This is a genomic window from Vibrio sp. Vb0598, assembly GCF_033338935.1.
Classification (GTDB): Bacteria; Pseudomonadota; Gammaproteobacteria; order Enterobacterales; family Vibrionaceae; genus Vibrio; species Vibrio alginolyticus.
The window spans coordinates 1-1,124 of the sequence record NZ_JAWOTP010000235.1 but is presented as its reverse complement, the minus strand read 5'-3'; the positions used below and the strand labels follow the sequence as shown (position 1 = coordinate 1,124).

General features: G+C 47.1%; 2 protein-coding genes. Both read left to right on the top strand.

What is annotated here, in order from left to right:
* A partial coding sequence (gene mtnN, locus R7Q38_RS24355) for a 5'-methylthioadenosine/S-adenosylhomocysteine nucleosidase (protein WP_318114643.1) occupies positions 1–508 on the top strand: 508 nt, incomplete at its 5' end.
* Between the two features lie 12 nt (positions 509–520).
* The coding region (locus R7Q38_RS24350) for a cobalamin biosynthesis family protein (protein ID WP_318114641.1) at positions 521–1,124 on the top strand (604 nt) is incomplete at its 3' end.

Sequence of the window (1,124 nt, the reverse complement as noted above, 5' to 3'; positions counted from 1 at the left end):
TGATGAATACCAACCAGATGTGGTTATCAACACAGGTTCTGCTGGTGGTTTCGATTCAAGCCTAAATCTAGGTGACGTAGTGATTTCTACAGAAGTGCGCCACCATGATGCAGACGTGACTGCTTTTGGCTATGAAATTGGTCAAATGGCAGGTCAGCCAGCAGCATTCAAAGCTGATGAAAAACTGATGGACCTAGCGGAAAAAGCACTCGAGCAAATGGCAAATACACATGCTGTTCGCGGTTTGATCTGTACGGGCGATGCGTTTGTTTGCACGGCTGAGCGCCAAGCGTTCATTCGTGAAAACTTCCCATCCGTTATTGCGGTTGAAATGGAAGCATCAGCTATTGCTCAGACTTGCCACCAGTTCAACACACCATTTGTTGTTGTACGTGCTATCTCTGACGTTGCTGATAAAGAATCACCAATGAGCTTTGAAGAATTCCTGCCTCTAGCAGCAAAAAGCTCTTCAGAAATGGTATTCAAGATGCTGGAACTGGTTAAGTAATCCAAGTCATTCATGGAAGAAATTTTTCAGCAATTCTATGCTAACGGTGCGCTCCTCGTGATGTGGGGCGCATTACTGTTTCACCTGATCCTCCCTATTCCTCATTCCGCTCACCCTGCGACTTTATGGCGCAAGGTAGCCGAACAATTAGCAGAGAAAGTAAATAACCACCATAGCTATTCACAAAGCATTCTCTCAGGAAGCCTCGCTCTTATTTTGATGACATTGCCGTGTTTGGTGCTCTTAATCGCTCTAAAGCCCTTAGTTTGGCAAGAGCCTCTGTACGAACTTGCCTTGTTACTATTAGCGTTAGATTGGCGAAGTTGCGAAACCCTCACCAAACAACTTGCCCTCGCCTTGTCGCGTGAGGATAAAACGCGCTGTCGCGAGCTACTCAAGCCTTTTGTGAATCGTGATACCGAAACGTTATCGCTTGTCGGTATAGGTAAAGCCGGAGCTGAAACCATCATTATGGGCTTTGGTCGCAATGTAGTGTGTGTCCTGTTTTGGTATGCCATCGCAGGTGGGATTGGGGCGCTCATGTACCGTTTAACCATGGAGCTAGCACGAGCTTGGTCTCCTAGCCGTCGTCAGTATGCGCCATTTGGGAAACCAG